This window comes from Enterovibrio qingdaonensis (genome assembly GCF_028683135.1).
GTDB lineage: Bacteria > Pseudomonadota > Gammaproteobacteria > Enterobacterales > Vibrionaceae > Enterovibrio > Enterovibrio qingdaonensis.
This window is the reverse complement of the sequence record NZ_JAJUBB010000002.1, coordinates 207,351-226,538: the sequence shown is the minus strand read 5'-3', so window position 1 is coordinate 226,538 and position 19,188 is coordinate 207,351. Positions and strand designations below refer to the sequence as shown.

Below are 19,188 nucleotides of genomic sequence, written 5' to 3'. Positions count from 1 at the left end.
TCTCAGTTTAACAGTCGCAGGTCATCGCGTTTTTCTGGGTAAGGAAGTCTTCGAACGGCAGATGTTGTTCGGCTTCCAACGTTTTTTGCTCGTTCAAAGACGTGGTCACCAATGCCGATAGTTCAGCCTGAAAATCGGGGGCAATCTCATTCGCACGGTGGTATTTCATGTGCGCCTGAGAGATCTTGCTAACCAAGGTGGTGTAACCGATGCCGTCTTGCTGCATGTCCTGCAACATTTGAGCAGAAGGCGTCAGAGATTGATCAGCAAGCTTTTGGGTTTCTAGCATCAAGCTTTGCGAATACTCGTGAGTCTCGAAGGCATGATCGAACATCGCAGCCACATCGGTCATGTCAGCAAGCAATTCTGCGCCCATTTCTGTCAGAGCACGCTCGCCGTCGAGTGTTGGTAACATGAGATTCGGTTTACGACCCTCTGTTGCTACCGACTCCATGCGCGTTTTGATCACTGCTTGCTCATCCACGGTAAGCTCAGGACTTGGTGATAACGCACAATAGGTCAGGAACAGATCCAGAAAATGACTTTGCGTTTCATTGATACCCAGAGGCAAATAGGGATTATTGTCCACTGTACGAAGCTCGACGTATTCCACACCCTTGCGGCAAAGTGCCTCAAGAGGACGCATGTCTTTCGCCACGACTTTCGGCCTAATCGCACCATAAAGCTCGGCTTCCAATTGAAGAATGGCTTTGTTTAGCTGTTGCCCTTCATCAATTGAGAGGTATTTTTCACTTGGCTTCGATAACAAAGCCGACACACCTTTTAAATATGTGTTTTTGTCGTTGTAGCTAATTGGGTACTGTGACTGCTCACTGTTTGTATAACCAATACTGCTCAGACGTAATGAGGTTGCCCAAGGCAGGTAAAAGGTTTCATCACCCATTGGCAATAAATCATGCTCACGTCCTTCCAGGTAGCTTTTGTCCAGTGCAGGAGATGCCCCAAACAAATACGCCACAATCCATCCGTGACGCAATGCATTACGTATCAAATGGAAGTAACGTTTCGAGATAAAGTCCGCCAGTGGCAATTCGCTGTTTTCTTGCTGGTGCAATTCAACCCAAAAGCTTTCAGGCAGCGAAAAATTATAATGAATGCCAGAAATCGTCTGCATGCGCTTGCCGTAGCGATTTGCCAAACCTTGGCGGTAGCGCATTTTCATTTCAGCCGCATTAGAAGAGCCATAATGAGCAATCACGATGGCGGCTTCATCAGGCAATACTGGCGGCAAACTTGCTGGCCAGAGCATTTCATTGCTCGGCAAATTATTGGCGACAAAATGATGCAATGCGCCTAAGTGAGAGAACACCGCTTTCTTATCCGTGTATGCCGGCGTAATAAGCTCTAGTTGCGCCTCAGCAAAATCCGTCGTGATAAACGGGTGCATCAATGCCGAGCCTAAAGATTTAGGGTGTGATAATGGTGAAATAGCCCCTTTTGGGGTAGTACGAACGGTTTCCTTTTCGATTCCGCGGCGAATGCCACCTAGCGTCCCTGCAAACGTGCTCATCGATATTTTTTTCATTTTTTCTTTTTATTTCATTATGTTGACAAAAACACTCAAGCGATTGCGAGCGTTTTTTACGTATTCTTTGCTTATAAGACGGAGAGCGCGACGAAAAGACGAAGAAAAGGTGAAAAAATTTAAATATTTTTAAACGGACAAATCTGGAGCCTTCATCCGTGCAGCCAGACATGCCAGCCTAAAAGATAACAAGCCCACCTCTTGCTTTTGCATCCATCATCGAAAACTCGATTATTAACACGCAATTTTTCTCGCTTTACGCCATACATCGTAATCACTACCTTAACTCGCAACGTTATCAATGATTAGCAATACGGACGTTGTGCTATTCAGCAGTACCAGATAAACAAGGATGTTCGATGAAAGTGTGTGTGGCTTACACGAAAGATGCAAAGCGAAACAAAATCAAAAACAATTTAGAACGCGCATCTTTTTATCACGAAAGCGTCTTTGTTCACCCTTTAGAGTTAGGAACATTAAGTGATAGCGACATTGTTATTCTGTACGACAGCAAGTATGTCGCAAACAATGCCGCGAACATCAGTGCGTCAATATCTTTACTCAAAGCAAATAATAACTGTGTTGCTGTTGTACTTTCCTGTCGGCAAGATGACCGATTTACTGGCGTCACCGCCCAAATCTGCCGCGTGGCTGGTGCGGATAGCATTGAGCGCATTCATAACACCTTCAATGCTGAAACCTTGGAAAGCGTCATCCAGCAGGCTCTTCGCTTCGCACAAGCCAAAGCGCGCATCCTCCATGATGACAGTGAAGACGAACAGCTTCTAAAGGCGTTTAAACACGGTTTAGTGAATTACTATCAGCCCCAATATAACATCCGAAAAAATACCATTGCGGCAGTGGAAGTACTGCCGAGGATTAGAACAACGGAAGGCGTGTTGGTGTATGCCTACAAACGCCAACCGTTTATCGAACGAAATGGATTGGAACACACGTTATTTTTCAGTTCACTGAGAATGGCGATGCTAGATATGACCTTATCGTCACTCGACATTAATCTCTCAATTAACGTTTCCCCAACGACCCTTCGTGATAAGGCATTCTATTCTTCTGTTGCTGATGTACTGAATGAATTCCGTTTTAGCCCCAAAAAGCTGACGCTCGAAATCAATGAGCACGCCGATTGTCTCGCCTCACTCGATGCACTGATTAACATCACCAACCTCAGGTTGCTCGGGGTGGGTTTCTCCATCGAAAATTTTGGTAACGGCGTTAACCCGTACGGGCAGCTTTCAAGTTTGCCTGTCACTGAATTGAAGGTGAGCAGATCTTTTGTGAAAAAAGCGATGAACCATTACGGCTGTCAGCAAATTGTTTTTAACGCAATTTCCGTTGCGCAGTCACTTGGGCTTCGTTGTGTTGCAGAAGGCGTTGAAGACATCGCAACCTTAGAATACCTCAAGCAAAACAAAGTCGATTATGGGCAAGGTCGATTCCTGTCGAAGCCTGTAACCATCACTAAACTCACCCGTTTAATCTCAAACCCTGGCGCGATCAGACGCCCCAAAAAACGCGTAAAGAAGCGCACCGTCGTATTGCTGGTTGATTCAAGGATTTCTCGACTCGCTAGCTTAAAAAAGACCCTAGAACTGCAAAGTTCTCATCTCACGGTGCTCACCGCATCAACCCATATAAAGGCCAAAGAGCTTTTCACAGACAAGCTGATTAGCTTTGTGATCTGCGATGAAAGTCATCGCCAGCCTTTAGAGAAGTTGGTAACAGAAAGCCCAACCCCCGCTCACCTGTTTGTGCTTCACGAAAATTTCGTAGAGACGCGGGATCCCGCCATGCTCTACTACAAAGAAGCTTCCCATCTCAGTGCGATAAAAATTAAAAGCCTGATTGAAAACCACCTGAATTTAGAAAAGGAATTGGGTGTGCTTTCACGGCTCTCTTCACAAGAGAAAATCGTCCTAAACCAGATCTACCAAGGCGAGGCGTGCAAGAAAATTGCCCGTGATTTGGACATCAGTTTCAAAACAGTCAGCACCTACAAAACGAGGATTTTCCAGAAACTTGGCGTCCACAACGACATTGAATGCGTTCGGCTATTAAGTGGATTTTCGCCAAGGGCGATTACCCTGCAATTAGCGGCGGAGAAAGAACCCGCGTAACGGCGTAACACTCAGTCATCAAACAGACATTTGACTAATGGATTACACATGAAAATAATGCTTAATTATCTGCTGTGTACCTTAGGGTCTGTTGACCTTTGTGAAGAAGAGCAATCCAAATGTCTAATGTCGTCCAGTTCTCTGCGTTTAACGGTGGTAAGAAAACGAACACTACCACACCAGCCAAATCGCCGAGCCCTAAAGCGTTAAGAGAAGAAGCTGCATTGAAGCAAGACAATCTCTGTTACTTCTGTGGCAACCGCAAAGAAACCAAAGAGCTGAACTGGCTGAACAAGGTTGGCTTTAAAGAAAAGGCGCATGTTGTTTGCAATACGTGTAGTTCTGAAGCCAAGTCGCGCTCAATGGACGAACTACGGATAATCCTTGCGCTGAAAGCGATGGATTTCAGAACCATTAAGATTCAGCAGTACCTTGAGCTGAGAGAGAAAGGCGTTCGAATAGAGGGTGTCAGTAAATACAAATTCCACTTTGAAAGGAGTGAGTGAGGCTGCGGCCGGTACTATAACCTTGCTACATCTGACCTTATCGTCACCCAACTCGAATTGTGGACGCCAACAGAAACGTATAAAAAAACCCTGTACTCCTATGAGTGACAGGGCTTTTTGTTGGGGATAGCGTGGTAGCTCGCTACGCAGCAACAGCCGTCAAACTAACGCGTCGGCGTTGCATCCAAACCACCAGACCGAACAACAGTAGCGCTGGGATCCACATCCACTCTTTGCGGAAGCGTTCCGCAGGTGTGCGAACATCCACAATTTGCTGGTCAAACTGCAGGCCAACCGCTTCTGCAGGGCTCGCAAACGTAACGATATCGATCAGCGTCTGTCCATCTTGCTGATAGGTTTCAATCCCTAGCGCGTCCAGCTTATCTTGTCCGGTTTCACCCGCCGGAACTTCCATCAACACAGAGAACTCACGCATCTTGCCAACCGCATCTTCACCAGAGATACGCATTCTGAGGATTGAACCTTCCTCAAGCGGCTCCAGCGTTTGTACCAGTTGCGCAGGATTACTTGACTCATACGGGTCGATAGCAAGATCTACCCAATAGCCCGGACGGAACAGTGTAAACGCGACTAACAGCAGCAATGCACTTTCATACCAACGGTTGCGGGTGAGGAACCAGCCTTGTGTCGCGGATGCAAATATCAGCATCGCGATCGTAGAGACAATGAAGATGATAATGCCCTGCCCCACGCTCACATCTATCAACAGCAAATCGGTGTTAAAGATGAATAAGAAAGGTAACGCGGCAGTCCTCAGGCTGTAGTAGAACGCTGTCACACCCGTTTTAATCGGGTCACCTTTGGATACCGCAGCCGCAGCAAATGAGGCTAACCCTACAGGCGGAGTGACATCCGCCATGATGCCGAAGTAGAACACGAAAAGGTGAACCGCAATCAAAGGCACGATCAAGCCGTGTTGCTGACCCAAGGTGACTATGACAGGTGCCAAAAGGCTTGATACCACGATGTAGTTTGCCGTCGTTGGTAAGCCCATACCGAGAATTAAACTCAGCAGCGCGGTCAACAAAAGCATCAGTAACAAGTTGCCCATCGACAACATCTCTACGAGATCTGCCAACACCAAACCCACACCCGTTTGTGAAACTGCACCCACGATGATGCCTGCGGTTGCGGTAGCGATACCAATACCAATCATGTTACGCGCGCCCGCAATCAGGCCTTCGCGCAAATCAATCACACCATCTTTAAACGTGCCGTGGTCGTGCGCATGCTTGTTGTCCTTGCGCATCCAAGTCAATAACGGACGCTGCGTCAACACAATAACCACCAAGATCATGCTGCCCCAGAATGCTGATAGTCCCGGCGACAGACGCTCTACCATCAAACACCATACCAGCACGACAACAGGTAAAAGGTAGTGAAGACCAGACAGCAGCACTGCCCGAGTGTCTGGCAATTGGTCTAGCGGCGCATTCGGATCTTCTTCCGGCAATGGTTCGTTATTGGCTGCAACTTTCAGCAGTCCGAAGTAAACCACCGCCAAGATGATTGCCATGCCCGGCAGTACATACTCTCCCAATGCAGGCTTTAACCATCCTAGGCCGTAGTAAACTGCCATCGACAGACCAGACACCAATGCGGCACCGAATGCAAATCCTGTCAGGCGCGACAGCCAAGGTTTTGAACGCGCAGCATCAATAGGTTGCATGCCCAGCTTCAACGCTTCCAAGTGCACAATGTACAACAGGGCGATGTAGGAAATGGCTGCAGGTAAAAAGGCATGTTTGATGATCTCGACATACGGAATGCCGACGTATTCCACCATCAAGAACGCTGCAGCGCCCATCACAGGTGGCATAATCTGCCCGTTTACCGAAGAGGCGACTTCCACTGCGCCCGCTTTCTCTGGTGAGAAGCCGACTTTGCGCATCATTGGAATCGTGAAGGTGCCTGTGGTTACCACGTTTGCAATTGAGGAGCCTGAAATCAGACCGGTCAGGCCCGATGCAACCACGGCCGCTTTCGCTGGACCACCTCGAAGGTGCCCAAGCATACTGAACGCAAGTTGAATAAAGTAATGCCCTGCGCCAGCGCGTTCTAGCAATGCGCCAAACAAAACAAAGAGGAAAACGAAACTGGTTGATACACCCAGTGCAATACCAAACACACCTTCTGTAGTGATCCACTGGTGGTTGGCGAGTGCATCAAGCTGAACACCTCGGTGGGAAAGCAATCCCGGCATCCATGGGCCGGCTAGGCTATAGCCGATAAAGACAAGCGCGATGACAGGCAGTGCCGGGCCTAACACGCGTCTTGCCGCTTCCAATAAAAGCGGTAAGCCAATCAGGGCAACGGTAAAATCTTCTGTGGTCAAACTGCCTGGACGCTGTGCCAGTGCTTGATACATGACAAACAGATATAAAGACGTCGCACAAGCGACCAAGCCCAGCACGATGTCTGATGCTGGCACTCTATCACGCGGCGATCGCTTGAGGGCTGGAAACACGAGAAAGGCGAGCAGCAATGCAAACCCAAGATGGATAGCGCGTGTTTCAGTATCATTCAAGACACCAAAGCCAACGATAAATGGCAATGGTGAAGCAATCCAAAGTTGGAAAAGGGACCATAATAGTGCCAACCCTGCTATCGCTTTTTCCATGATGCCAGTGGGTAAACGGGCACCGACATCTTGAGCGATGAGCTCTTCTGCGGACAGATCAGCTTTAGGTGTGGAAATTGCGTTATCCATAACTTTCTCACTTACAACGAAGAAATAAGCTCTATAACGCTGCTATAGAGCTTGGCTACAAACAGGAGGGTTAGAAATTAAATCCAGCCGCGCTCTTTGTAGTAACGAACCGCACCTTCGTGCAATGGAGCAGACAAACCGACTTTGATCATTTCAGCTTCATCGAGATCTTTGAATGCTGGGTGTAGACGTTTAAAGCGGTCTAAATTGTCGAACACAGACTTAACCAATTGGTAGACCAACTCAGGATCTGTCTCAACGGTGGTCGACAGTACTGCTTTACCGCCGATTGATGGCGTAGGATCAGGGTTGCCACGGTACATGCCACCCGGGATGGTTGCTTTCGTAAAGTACGCGCGCTCTGCGAGCATTTTGTCGATTTCTGGACCTGTAACTGGCACCAGTACCGCGTCAGTCGTGGTTGAAGCTTCTTGAATTGCGCCGTTTGGGTGGCCAACAAAATAGCTCATCGCATCGATGTTGTTATCACTCATCGCAGATGCTTGTTCTGCTGGCTTGAGATCAGAGACCAGTTTAAATACAGAAGGCTGCCAATCTTTGACGCTCATGATTTGTTCGAACGTATCACGCTGACCAGAACCCGGGTTGCCGATGTTCACGCGCTTGCCTTTCAGATCTTCGAAAGAGCGAATACCCGCGTCTTTGCGTGCCAAAACCGTAAATACTTCACTTTGAAGCGAGAAAACTGCGCGAATATCTTCCATTGGAGTGGAATTTTGGAAAGGTGCTACGCCTTCAAGTGCTTTGTATTGATGGTCCGATTGCATGATGCCGAAATTATATTCGCCGCTTTTCAAGCCGTTCACGTTTGCAACGCCGCCGCCACTTGCTGGTGCATTACATTTGATGCTGTGCTCATCGCCACCACGGTTTACAAATCGGCAAATTGACTGGCCAGCAACGTAGTAAACACCCGTCTGACCGCCCGTACCGATGGTAATGAATTTTTCTGATGCTTCTGCCTGACCAACAGGTGAAAACAGGGAAACTGCGGACACTAATCCAACTAACAGCGCGCTTCCTTTCATAGATATATCTCCTTTACGACTAAATATGCCAAAAGAGATTATCAAATCACTTTTACTCTGCCTGTAGGACGACTCCTACAAGCCATAAAGTTTATGTTTATTGAACGTGAACATTTCGCAAGAAAACATCGCTGCAAGTGTATTCCTCCCGTAACCAACGCCACTAGCGAGTAGAAATCACCCCATTTATGCCATAATCAAATTTCCTTATTTTTTGCACTTCATCAAACTTTTACTGAGACATAGAACCCGAGAGCAACATATTCATCTATAACTTTTGTCATTTAAAAACATATTCACTGCGCAGTATAAAAGCTATTACGCATAAAAAATCAGTCTGCATAACTAGACTGCCCATATAGCAAAACAAGACATGCTTCACGGTGCCGACAAACAATTTATGGTTTCCGAGTCGCGCTTCACATCAATTTCATTAAATTCCAATATATTCTTAACAAACCATTCGTACCGTTCGATGCGAAGAAAAAAAGCTACCCGCCAAACGTGTAGTGCGCTTGTTGAGAAAGCACTCAACCAACTATGAATACGGAAAATGACGAAAGGAAATAAGATGAACAGCATGAAACTCTCTATCTTGGCTGCCAGCACACTCCTTCTTGCTCAAACTGCTCATGCAGAAACACTTCGCTTACTGACTTGGGGCGGCTATGCACCGCAAGAAGTTATCGACCAATTTCAAAAAGAAACGGGTATCGATGTCAAAGTCACCAAATCAAATAATGAGGACATGATTTCAAAACTGCGTGCAACACGCGGTGCGGGTTTCGACCTTGTTCAACCGAGTCAGGACCGTATCACGGGCGCACAGCGTGATTTTAAAATTTACCAACCGATTGATCTTTCAAAGATAGATAGCAGCTTGCTGATTCCTTCTATGCTGGAAGCGACCAGAAACAACACCGAACTGAACGGTGACGTATACGGCGTACCCCATATCTGGGGGACAAGCGGTCTCGTGGTAGACACGAAAACCGCGTCGGGCATTAAGGATTACACTGACCTGTGTGATGCCGCCTATAAAGGCAAAGTATCATACCGTCTGAAACGACCAACATTAATTGGCTTTGCGTTTGCAATGGGTGAAGACCCGTTTGCGGCTTATAACGACCCTGCCAAATACCAAGCAATCCTCGATAAAGTGCAGCAAAAACTCATTGAGTGTAAGCCGAACGTTAAAGCCTACTGGTCAGGGGGCGATGAACTGCTGAATCTTGTGCGCTCAGGCGAAGTCGTCGGCGCGATGGCGTGGGACGCTGGCGGCTGGAAAGTTAACCGTGACAATGCAGACATAACGTTCGTGGCACCCGAGTCTGGTGCGCTGGGCTGGATTGATACCTTCGCGATTCCACGTAAATCAAAAGCCGTGGATGCCGCATACCAATGGATTAACTTTGTTAATCAGCCAGAAATCGCAGCGAAAATCACCGAGTCTGCCGGTAACTTTACCGCTTCAAAAGGTGCCGACAACTTCGTGAATGACACGGCGAAAGCGCAGTTCCAAGCAAGCTTCCCTCAAGCTGATATCGACAACATTAAATGGTATCCAACCGTTCCAGCAGGACTTGAGGAAATGGAAGGTCTGGTTCTGGATCGTGTAAAAGCGGCGAACTAGCCAAGCTGTTATAACCACCACGGCCTGTTTCAAGCAGGCCGTGAACTCTCTTCAAACAACAGTTTTTCACAGGCGTTGTATCTATGTCAGACAGTGCGACACCCGACCTAGAATGTCGGTCTCTGAACAAAACCTTTGGTGACTTTATTGCAGTCAATGACGTAAATGTCACTGTACCCAAAGGCAGCTTCTTCTCAATACTGGGCCCGTCAGGCTGCGGGAAAACAACATTACTCCGAATGCTGGCAGGCTTCGAGCAACCTACGTCAGGTGACATCATGATCAAGGGGGCGAGAGTTAACGACATCGCCCCAAACCGCCGCCCCGTAAATATGGTGTTTCAACATCTGGCACTCTTTCCCACCATGACAGTCGCTGAAAACATTGGCTACGGTTTACGAAGAAGAAAAACGCCTAAGCATGACATCGATAAAAAAGTGGATGAAGTGCTTGCCCGAGTAGGGCTTTCAGGAAGTGGTGCCAAGCAGATATCTCAATTGTCTGGCGGTCAAAAGCAGCGTATCGCCATTGCTCGTTGCTTGGTACTTAATCCAGATGTTCTGTTGCTTGACGAACCACTTGGTGCCTTAGATTTAAAGCTTCGTGAACAGATGAAAGTCGAACTCAAGCACCTGCAGCAAGAATTTGGTACCACCTTCGTTTACATCACACATGACCAGTCAGAAGCACTGGTGATGTCCGATCAGGTCGCGGTGATGAACCACGGTCGCTTTGAGCAACTCGGCACTCCACAAGACCTTTATTACTCTCCAAATACCGCCTTTGTGGCGAAGTTTGTCGGTGAAAACAATCACCGAAATGGAACAGTGCTGGATATCAATGGCCACATCGCAACAATTAGCGGCGCACAGGGCGAGAAGCTGATGGCCAGCACCAGCCATAACACAAAAATTGGCGATAACGTCGATGTCTTCGTTCGTCCAGAAGCCATTGCTATCGCATTGCCCAACCAAAAACCGAGTCATGCCGAAAACGGCTTCGAGGTGGTGGTGAAGGAAATTCTTTTTGATGGTTCGCGAAGTCAGTTAGTGGCAGAGAGCCCGCAACTCCAGAGCACATTCTCAGTACAGTTACCTCAGACTGAAAGCTTCCGGGGCATTCGAGCGGGCGATCCGCTGTTCATTCATTGGCAATCGGCAGTTTCTCGCTGTATGCCAGCTGAGTGCTAGGAGGCGACGATGATAGAACGAGGAAACCGTCTTGCCCTGTACCTGCTGCTTACCCCATTCTTGCTTTGGCTGACATTGCTGATCATTTTGCCGCACGCGCAAATGTTTAATATTTCGATTCATGATCGTGCAGTGGGTGGCGCAAAGGTACTGAGCTTGGATAACTACGCGACCTTTTTTACCGAGCCGCTCTATTGGCGAACCTTCGCTCGCACCGCCGTCATGTCACTGCTTGCAACCGCACTGACGCTGCTTATCGCATTCCCCGTTTCGTTCTATATTGCAAAAGTCTGTCAGGGTAAAACCAAAAGCCTGTTATTTGTCGCATGCCTCTTACCTTTCTGGGTCAGTGAACTTGTGCGTTCTTACGGCTGGATGATTTTGTTGCGCGAATCAGGATTAGTCAGCGGGTTTCTGCAATATGTGGGTCTTGCCGATCAGCCTGTAGAGCTGCTTTATAACGATGCCACTATTATGCTCGGCCTGGTCTACACCTCCATGTTATTTATGGTGGTCCCGTTGATTACGACACTCGACAGTCTCGACAATAGCTTGATTGAAGCGGCATACGACTTGGGCGGGAGCAGTTGGGACGTGCTGCGCGAGGTTGTGATACCCCACGCCATGAGTGGTATTGTCGCAGGTTGTATCGTGGTGTTCATGCTGACCTTGGGCAACTACCTAACGCCTACCCTACTCGGTGGCAAAGACAGCCTTTGGTTCACCGAGCAGATATTTACGCAATTCATTACCCGTTTTAACTGGGAGCAAGGATCCGCATTTGGTATCTTACTGCTGACCCTCTCTTCATTGATGGTTTGGGGTGGTCTAAAACTGACTCGCCAGTCCTTTGTTAAGACGATGGGGTGACGCATGATTCCATCATTACCCACCAACCGTTCACTCTCGCGTATTTATCAGGGTTACATTACGCTCTTCTTTGTCTTTTTGATGTTGCCACTCGTCGTTGTTGCCGTTTTCGCGTTCAACGACAGCCTCTTCCCTTCCTTACCTTGGAATGGGTTTACCCTTTCGTGGTTTTTTGGCACTAGCGAACCTGAAATTGGCGTGTTTAATGACAGAGAACTCACCGATGGGATTGGCGTCAGCATCATTGTCGCTATCGCCGTGACGATATGTGCTCTTCTTCTCGCCACAACCAACGCCTTTCTGTTTGAACGTTTCGAATTCCGATTTAAAGGCTTTTGCTATGTCCTTTTGCTGTTGCCGCTGGTTATTCCAGGCGTCATTTTAGGCGTGTCGATTCTGCTCATGAGCAGCACCATCGCTAACGGAATCGAAGATAGTATCGGCTGGGATATTGAATGGATGCGACCCGGATTAGTCTTGGTTGTTCTTGGTCAGTTTGCGTTTATAACGACAATTTGTACCTTGGTAATCGCGGCAAGATTGCGCAAATTTGATTTGAGCTTAGAGGAGGCTGCACTTAACTTAGGGGCGACCCAGCTTGAAGCGGTATTCACCATCACCCTACCCTTTTTACGCCCCGCATTAATCGGTGCTGGCATCATCGCGTTCCTTATGTCCTTCGAAAACTTCAATACAACACTGATGCTGGTAGGGTCTGATGCACCACTTACCATAGCCATGTTTGATCGTTTGCGGGAAGGTTCCACGCCCGTGATCAACGCCGTTTCATTGCTGTTGATGGTAGCATCCGGACTATTGGCAATGGCGAGTATCTGGTTTTCGTCCAAATCGTCTCGAGTAGATTCGTAATTGAAAACACGACCGGGTCATTTCATTGAGAAAGAAAAAGGCGGAATTCTCCGCCTTTTTCTTTCTAATTTTACAGCGTTGTTTCACGCCAAGTTTACGTCTTTTTTCAACGCAGCTTTGTCATGTATATCAATGAGCTTTTGAACCTCTTCCAGTACGTGTGCGTCACCAAAAGAGCCGATATGCTCTACCACTGAGTACGCTTTCGACGTCGCATCATATTCTCTTACCCAGTCACGAGAGGCTCTCTCATCATCGAGGGTTTCAAATGGGTAGTAGGATGCAGGACGCAGCAAGCCGATACGCCAAGGTTTAGGACTCAATCGTGCTCTAAAGCACTGTTGCCGTTTACACAGTTGGATATAAAGCGGATCTACATTTAGTGCCTTGAACATATCCAACAAAGATGTGTCAGAAGGTGAGTAACTCTGATTCGTCAGAATAAATCTAATTCCTGAGTGAGTTTTATAAACGCGAAATGAAACTGCAGGATTCGATTTTTGATAGGCCTCGATTCGCGCCAAGTAATAGGCAGTGTCTTTCGGCTCCGCTTTTTTACCAAACCAGCTAAGAAAACCGCGCTTCACTTTGACCGGTGGAATATCGATATCACCAAACACCGCTCGCTCAGTGTTCAATACGAGTGCGCCGTAGCGATTTCGGGTTATAACACCTAAAACACTGCCATCTGCAGCACTGATTTCTTCGATAATGTCTTCGCGAATGTAACCGTTGAAGTATTCGTATTCTTCTTTGTCTGTGAATCCGTTGTCTGCAAATGACAGCAGCTGTTTCTTTCGAAGTTCTGCATTTTGTCGGGCATCGCCCTCACTTTCGTTTGATGCTCCCCATACAGATGCACGCTCACAGCCAAAGAGGTCTTCCTCAACCGAGAATTCTTCCTTTGCCCAAAACTTCGCAAACTTCATCCTTTTCTCCTAAAAACAGCCGTATATTTATTCGCTAAAGCACAAAAACGGTTATCAACGAACAGATAAACACCACTTACATCGGGTTTGGTAATATCCTGAATTCATCACTAATAAATCGCAGGCCACGCGCAACTTGTTCCTCGATTTTATCGACGTGACCACCCTCAAACACATGGTGAACGATGGGGATTTCGAGTGCTTCAAAGTGCTTTATCATCGAATTAAAGCTGTCCAAAATGGGGTCACCCACTGCATCGCCTTCCTCTGTGCCAATCTCGGCATAAAGTGCTAACGTGGATGCGATGTCACTCTCCTCTTCTATCGTTTTTCCGCCTTGAAGGTAAGGCAAAAACGAACTAACTCGCTCTTGGGCAATAGAGGTAAGATGAAAATCTTCCAATGTTGCCATTACCGTATCCATGTCATTCGAAATGTAAGAAGGCGGGTTATTCACATCAGGACTTATCGCGCGGAGAATCGCCACATACGCATACATAAACCACTCACACTCTCGTCCAGTTGTAAGTAGCCCAATTTGCTGCTTGAAGAAGTCACCGTGTTGTCGGTAATCATGCTTTCGCATCATCATTCCTGCGGGGCTCAGTGCTGCGCATGCTTGATACAAATCCGGACGGTGCATAGCAGCATAAAGCGCACTAAAGCCCCCCATTGAGTGACCGAAAATCGCTCGCTTACCCGATGCCACACGGTACTTTTTTTCAACAACGTCGATAACATCTTTGGTGAGATAGTCAAAGAAGTTGCCAGAAACGGGGGAATTTAGAAACCAGCAGCCCTTTAATGACGATGTTCCATCAACGGAAACGAGGATCATTTCCTCAAGGCCAGTGCTCGCAACCAAACTGTCCATGATGTGGTTGAGACCGGGCTCTGCGGGGTTCTCACTAAACCACCCTTGAGGCGTGCCTTCCATACCGTGCATCACATATATAATGGGGTATCGACGATCATTTTCTTCAGAGTAGGATTGAGGTAGATAGATAACCAAATGCCGCGCTACTTCCTCTTTTGCGAGGTTATCTTTCAGTGACGGTGCTTCAAATGAAATACGCTCTATGACACCTTGATAGAGCGTTACTTCACACTCAGCATTTCTCACCATTACAGTGACCTTATTAAATTGATTTCAGTTCATTTGAGCACACTGACTTTTGATAACGATGACATGTGTAGCTTTATGCGATCGACGTACTATTTTGATCAGCCAAAAAAGCGTTATCCATACTCTTCTAGCTCCTACCTTTGAGCAGGTACAAAACTTGCTTAACACATTCAGTGAGATTACCCAAACAATCGGTAATTGAACAAAACATCAAAAATCCCGTTTACCGTACAACGATCGGCAAATGGCATCAGAGGGAGATATATTTCTTTCTTATTGTTTTTAAAGAGATATAGACAACGACGCGCTTAGTTCTTCTTGAAGGCGGAGCCTCATACGCAAGGCGTTAAATTGGCATTTGAAGCATGCGTGTCTAAAGCCTATTTACTATTTTGAGAAACTTTTCGAATTCGAGAAGCAAATAGATAAAGGTGGTCGGAATGGATAACACGCTTGTAGTTACTCACATCGAAGGTAAAGCGGTCGCAGTGGCCCCAAACGGCAGTCCAATGTCCGTTGAAAATGGTTCTGTGCTCAAACAAGGACAATTGCTGGCGTCAAATTTCGGCGATATGGCAATCGTTCAAACTGAAGACGACTCGTTGGTACTCAATGGGGACATCTTCTTTGTGGATGAAGATGGCGCAGAAGCTCTCGAACTTCCTGATGATATTGCGAACATCATTGCTGCCATTGAAAGTGGTGATGACCCACTCGAACTTGAAGATGCCGAAACTGCAGCAGGTGAATCTGTCCAAAGCGGTTCCGCGCCTGTTTTTTCGGGATTCAATGAAACCGAGGAAGACAGTGACGATTCAACACAGCGCATTCTTGAAGCCCTATTTGAAAGAATAGTCGAGCTCAATCCTGACCTAGACCTCACTCGCGACCAATTTAATTTTCTCGCCAACAACAGTTTCTCATCTTCTCAGCGTAATGTCGCAAACAATGACAACAACCAAGACGATAACCCAATCACTGATGTCGGTGATTCTGAACCTACCTCCGCTTCCTTATCCGCAGGTGTTGAGGATGCTCCGGAAGACGTGGTCATAGAAGGTACCAATGCAGAAGATGATTTAAATGGCGATTCCCCAGATGAAACCCTTTATGGCTATCAAGGTAACGATAATATCCGCGGCTCCGACGGTGATGACACGATTAAGGCAGGCAAAGGACAAGACACTGCCTATGGTGACTTAGGTGACGACACAATCTACGGTGGACGTGGTGCAGATACTTTATTTGGTGATACCAGCACCAACGCAACTAACAGTAACGAGTTCTCTGTCAATGGTGATTTAGAAGCTTGGGGGGATGACAGCCGCCGTCGTTGGGGTTTGTTTGATGACGACCAAGTAGAAGGTTGGAGTACGCCGGATGACGTGAAAATTGAGTTCCAGCAAGGCGGTTTCGGTGGTGGTCCTGCAAATGACATATCAAACACCATCATGGAGCTTGATTCCACTTCCAATTTGACTGTTCAACAGACCATTGACGTCTCTTCCATAACCGGTGACACATACTCTGCCCTGTCGCTCGATTTTGACTATGCCAATCGCTATAAAGGCGGCAACACAGAAACCAGTCAGTTCTCAGTAGAGGTTACTGACCTAGATGGCATTGTACTGTTCTCTCAGTTTTTCGATAACACGCAACCCAATACGCATTTTGAAAACTATCAAGGCTACCTCATTGTTCCTCAAGGCACAGAAAGCATCACCGTGTCATTTAGTGGTGAAGGTCGCTCTGACGGCTTTGGAGCCCTCATTGATAACGTATCGCTTACTGAGGTTTATCACGACGTAGAAGTTGATGGTGTCGTCTATGAATTCACTGGTAATGCAGATGTCATTTACGGTGGCCGTGGCGCGGACAAAATTTTCGGAGAATCCGGTGATGACGAACTTCATGGCAACCAAGGCAATGATGATCTGAGTGGTGGCACTGGTAACGATGTTCTCAAAGGCGGCCGTGGTCGCGATGTATTGCATGGCGATGAAGGTGATGATCAACTCTTTGGTGGCAGAGGACGCGATGAACTTCAAGGCGGCTTAGGCGATGACACGCTAAGAGGAGGCTTAGGGGCCGATTTGCTTTATGGCGCAGAAGGCGACGATACCTTGCATGGCAACAAAGGTGCTGACCGAATATTTGGCGGTTCAGACGACGACATTATCTTTGGGGGACGTGGTAGTGATTACCTCAAAGGTGATTCAGGCAACGATAACGTCAAAGGAGGATTAGGCGCGGATATCATCAAAGGTGGTGATGGCGACGATTCTCTCTACGGTGGGAAAGGCCACGATGACCTCGAAGGTGATGCAGGTAATGACATATTATTTGGTGGCCGAGGTCGTGATGATCTAGATGGCGGTGACGGCGATGATGTTCTTAATGGCGGCCGTGGCAATGATGAACTTCACGGCGACGCTGGAAACGATGTACTCAATGGCGGCCTAGGCAAAGATGAAATCCAAGGTGGGACTGGTGATGACCTTGCCAGAGGTGGAAAAGGAGCTGATAGCATTTATGGCGGCTCTGGCGAAGATACCTTGCACGGCAACAGAGGTGCTGACCGAATATTTGGTGGCTCTGACGACGACATTATCTTTGGTGGCCGTGGCAACGATTACCTCAAAGGCGATGCGGGCGATGACACTGTAAAAGGTGGGAGTGGCAGCGACACGATTAAAGGTGGTGATGGTACCGATTCACTCTTTGGCGGCAGAGGAAGCGATGACTTAGAAGGTGATGCGGGTAACGATGTGCTGGCTGGCGGTCGCGGAAATGATGATATTGATGGCGGTGAAGGCAACGATTCTCTAAAAGGAGGGTTGGGCAACGATGAGCTCCATGGCGATGCCGGTAATGACCTACTCTTGGGCGGCCAAGGCGATGATGAATTGCAAGGCGGTGAAGGTAGCGATTCGTTAATTGGCGGGCATGGCGATGATCGTCTTTACGGTGCTGAGGGCAATGACACATTATCTGGCGGCGAAGGTAATGATGTTGCCTATGGCGGCCTAGGTAACGACATTGTCAAAGGCGGCTTAGGCGATGATGTTCTGTCGGGAAGCGAAGGGGACGATATTGTCTTTGGCGGCCAAGGCAATGATGTTCTCTCAGGGGCAAATGACAATGATATTCTTCTTGGCGGTTTGGGAAATGATGACCTAAACGGTGGCGGCGGTGATGATATCCTCCTTGGGGGTAAGGGTAACGATGTCATGCACGGCAGCAGCGGTAGCGATGTTATTTACGGTGGAGAAGGCAATAACTCCATGGTACTCGGCAGTGGGAATAACATCGTCGCCTATGATGGGAAAGGCAACGACATCGTTGTCGATTTCAGTCTCCGCGATGACAAAATTGCCATTCCTCGCTCATTGGGAGCACTCTCGCTTTCTGCACTTGCCCTCTCCGTTTTCGAAGGCGACACCGTCATTACCGTGGGTAGTAATACTCTGACATTAGTAGGTCTTGATCCTTCAGACCTTTCGGATGATAACTTTACCTTTGTCTCCGATGAAGAGTTTGATGCCTTACTCGGTAATAACGGTGCCCTCAGCTTTGAAGAGCATGCTGTCGTTTCCCAGTCTGAAGGCAGCTTTTTAGCAACAGGCTCTTTGCTGGGTGAAGACAACACAGTCGGCGCTTGGCATATCAAAACTATTTCTGTCGATGGTGCCGATTACGATGTGCCTAACTCAACCATCGTTATTCAAACCGAACATGGCGAGTTAACCATTTTCGGACAAGATGACGTGCGCCACGCTGAAGGTGAATATGCCTATCAATTAACATCGGAAGCTCTCGAAGACGAAGAACTGGAACACTTTGATATTAAATTGGTAAATGACTTAGGTGAAACCGTCGATGCCGTCTTTGATATTAAGGCAGGCGAAAATACCGATGACGATCTTCACGACCTGACCGATGATTATGAAATTGAAGGAACAGCTGGTAACAACCTGCTCATTGGCGATGGTGATGCGAATAACATTCGAGGGTTTGCAGGCAATGACTACATAGACGGTGGCCTAGGTAACGACTTGATCGCAGGCGGAGCAGGTTCGGACACATTAGAAGGTGGCGAAGGGTCTGATACCTTTGTTTTCCTGCAATCTGATGCCGATACTGAAACCATAGATACGATTGTGGACTACTCACCAACTATAGATATCCTCGATTTTACGGATGTACTTGGTGGCGTGGAAGAAGAGAATATTGGTGATTACCTCGTCGCGCTAGAAAACAATGATGACAATGAAGCCGTACTCTCTATTGCAACAGATGGCGATGTCGTTGACCAACAAATTGTGTTTAGCAACACGTCCGTCGCTGACCTCGCCGCATTGGTCGGCGCGCCTTCCGCATCAAGCACTGATGTAATTTCTACCATGCTTGAAGAAAACAAAATACTTGTGAGTAACTTTTAACACGTAACAAAGAACACATACTGAAATACCGAAAGCCTGCTATGCAGGCTTTTGTTATTTCATGGAAGTTGCAAATGATCATTGCTCCCTCACGTTTTTGTCATTCAATCTTGTCATTTAACCAAACATTTACTTCATTAAACACATACCCGCAACATTTG

At 47.4% G+C, this 19,188-nt stretch carries 12 protein-coding genes; 7 read left to right on the top strand and 5 right to left on the bottom strand.

Annotation, left to right across the window (positions count from 1 at the left end):
• Window positions 1-7 precede the first annotated feature (7 nt).
• Complete coding sequence (gene gshA / locus LRP49_RS03970) at window positions 8-1,546, bottom strand: glutamate--cysteine ligase (RefSeq protein WP_274140392.1); 1,539 nt, start codon at window positions 1,544-1,546, stop codon at window positions 8-10.
• Window positions 1,547-1,905: 359 nt separating this feature from the next.
• Here gshA and LRP49_RS03965 point away from each other — a divergent pair, with 359 nt between their 5' ends.
• Both LRP49_RS03965 and LRP49_RS03960 read left to right on the top strand, forming a co-directional pair.
• Window positions 1,906-3,681 (top strand): EAL domain-containing protein, encoded by a 1,776-nt coding sequence (locus tag LRP49_RS03965; protein WP_274140390.1) that lies wholly within the window; start codon window positions 1,906-1,908, stop codon window positions 3,679-3,681.
• 119 nt (window positions 3,682-3,800) lie between these two features.
• Window positions 3,801-4,187, top strand: a complete 387-nt coding sequence (locus LRP49_RS03960) for a hypothetical protein (RefSeq protein ID WP_274140389.1) — start codon at window positions 3,801-3,803, stop codon at window positions 4,185-4,187.
• Window positions 4,188-4,329: 142 nt separating this feature from the next.
• On the opposite strand, the gene LRP49_RS03955 is transcribed toward LRP49_RS03960, so the two are convergent.
• Together LRP49_RS03955 and LRP49_RS03950 are read right to left on the bottom strand one after the other, a co-directional pair.
• On the bottom strand, window positions 4,330-6,918 hold the full coding sequence (locus LRP49_RS03955; RefSeq protein ID WP_274140388.1) for a TRAP transporter permease: 2,589 nt from the start codon (window positions 6,916-6,918) through the stop codon (window positions 4,330-4,332).
• Window positions 6,919-6,995: 77 nt separating this feature from the next.
• Window positions 6,996-7,967 carry a TAXI family TRAP transporter solute-binding subunit gene (locus LRP49_RS03950; RefSeq protein ID WP_274140386.1) on the bottom strand — a complete coding sequence of 324 codons (972 nt, stop codon included), beginning with the start codon at window positions 7,965-7,967 and terminating at the stop codon, window positions 6,996-6,998.
• Between the two features lie 571 nt (window positions 7,968-8,538).
• On the opposite strand from LRP49_RS03950, the gene LRP49_RS03945 reads away from it, so the two are divergent.
• The 4 genes from LRP49_RS03945 (at window position 8,539) to LRP49_RS03930 (ending at window position 12,530) form a co-directional block, all read left to right on the top strand.
• Entirely contained in the window at window positions 8,539-9,600 is a 1,062-nt protein-coding gene (locus LRP49_RS03945) for an extracellular solute-binding protein (RefSeq protein ID WP_274140385.1), read from the top strand.
• Between the two features lie 83 nt (window positions 9,601-9,683).
• Window positions 9,684-10,790 (top strand): ABC transporter ATP-binding protein, encoded by a 1,107-nt coding sequence (locus tag LRP49_RS03940; RefSeq protein ID WP_274140384.1) that lies wholly within the window; start codon window positions 9,684-9,686, stop codon window positions 10,788-10,790.
• A gap of 9 nt (window positions 10,791-10,799) precedes the next feature.
• Window positions 10,800-11,660 carry an ABC transporter permease gene (locus tag LRP49_RS03935; protein WP_274140382.1) on the top strand — a complete coding sequence of 287 codons (861 nt, stop codon included), beginning with the start codon at window positions 10,800-10,802 and terminating at the stop codon, window positions 11,658-11,660.
• Window positions 11,661-11,663: 3 nt separating this feature from the next.
• The gene (locus LRP49_RS03930; protein WP_274140381.1) at window positions 11,664-12,530 is read left to right on the top strand and encodes an ABC transporter permease; all 867 of its coding nucleotides are present in this window, start codon (window positions 11,664-11,666) and stop codon (window positions 12,528-12,530) included.
• An 83-nt stretch (window positions 12,531-12,613) separates the two neighbouring features.
• On the opposite strand, the gene LRP49_RS03925 is transcribed toward LRP49_RS03930, so the two are convergent.
• Both LRP49_RS03925 and LRP49_RS03920 read right to left on the bottom strand, forming a co-directional pair.
• Window positions 12,614-13,459, bottom strand: coding sequence for a hypothetical protein (locus LRP49_RS03925; protein ID WP_274140380.1), 846 nt, complete (start codon window positions 13,457-13,459; stop codon window positions 12,614-12,616).
• A 76-nt stretch (window positions 13,460-13,535) separates the two neighbouring features.
• Window positions 13,536-14,585 carry an alpha/beta hydrolase gene (locus tag LRP49_RS03920; RefSeq protein WP_274140379.1) on the bottom strand — a complete coding sequence of 350 codons (1,050 nt, stop codon included), beginning with the start codon at window positions 14,583-14,585 and terminating at the stop codon, window positions 13,536-13,538.
• Between the two features lie 440 nt (window positions 14,586-15,025).
• Between LRP49_RS03920 and LRP49_RS03915 the strand changes: the two genes are divergently transcribed.
• Window positions 15,026-19,027 (top strand): calcium-binding protein, encoded by a 4,002-nt coding sequence (locus LRP49_RS03915; RefSeq protein ID WP_274140378.1) that lies wholly within the window; start codon window positions 15,026-15,028, stop codon window positions 19,025-19,027.
• Window positions 19,028-19,188 lie beyond the last annotated feature (161 nt).